This window comes from Microcystis sp. M53603_WE2, assembly GCF_030065435.1.
The window spans coordinates 1-1,065 of the sequence record NZ_JASJFF010000010.1 but is presented as its reverse complement, the minus strand read 5'-3'; the positions used below and the strand labels follow the sequence as shown (position 1 = coordinate 1,065).

The following is a 1,065-nucleotide window of genomic DNA, read 5'->3' as shown; positions in this document are numbered from 1 at the left end:
CGATGGAAATAACGCCCATGGGAACAATGCCAATAGAAATTATACCAGTGGGAGCAATACCGATCGACAACCATTTTCGCCCGGAATTACCACAACTATTCTCTTTTTCTTGACCTAGATTGGAATCCATGCTTTTAACCCCGAAGATGCTTTGAGCCTTACCATCCTAGGTTAGGGGTAGAATTCTTGTCAAAAGACCAGTAGTCAAAATGAAAGTTAATTTTTTATAAAAACTATTGACTTTTCATCTTAGTTATGTATTGGCGGGATACCGGCCACGTCGAGAATTTTTGGGACTAAATCCTCCCGTTTAATCGCCATGATGTGGACACCTTGACATAACTGCTGGGCTAATTTTATTTGTTCGGCGGCGATTTTGATGCCTTCTTCGAGGGGATGGGCTGCATCGGCGAGTCTTTGAATGATATGGTCGGGAATTTGTACCCCTGGCACATTTTTATTTAAAAATACGGCGTTTTTAGCTGATTTTAACAGAAAAATTCCCGCTAGAACCGGTTTATCGGCGAGGGAGGCCACCTGCTGCATGAACTTATCAAGGCACTCGAAATCCGTAACTAATTGACTTTGAAAAAACTGCGCTCCCGCTTCGATTTTACGCTCAAAACGGCGTTGAAGACCGGACCAACTTTTTGACTGCACATCGACGGCAGCCCCGGCAAAAAGTTCTAAGGGTCCATCAGGTAAAGATTTATCGTTAAAGTCGAAACCTTTATTTAATTTATCGATTAATTTTAACAAACGTACCGATTCTAGGTCAAAAACTGCTCTAGCCTGGGGGTGATCTCCTGCTTTGACGGGATCTCCAGTTAAAGCTAGTATATTTCTCAATCCCAAAGCATGAGCGCCCATGAGATCTGCTTGTAATCCGATCACATTGCGATCGCGACAGGCTATTTGACAGATGGGTTCGATGTCGTGTTGATAGAGAATAGCGGAGGCAGCCAGAGAGGACATTCGCACTACGGCGCGACTGCCATCGGTAATATTAGCCGCATGAACGCGATTTTTTAGCCAGAGGGCCATTTCTAGCATATGACTGGCATT

General features: G+C 44.0%; 1 protein-coding gene. It reads right to left on the bottom strand.

Annotation, left to right across the window (positions count from 1 at the left end):
* Positions 1-249: 249 nt before the first annotated feature.
* Positions 250-1,065, bottom strand: an 816-nt coding sequence (locus tag PX481_RS00240) for a methylenetetrahydrofolate reductase (RefSeq protein WP_288093027.1), incomplete at its 5' end; no start/stop codon positions are given.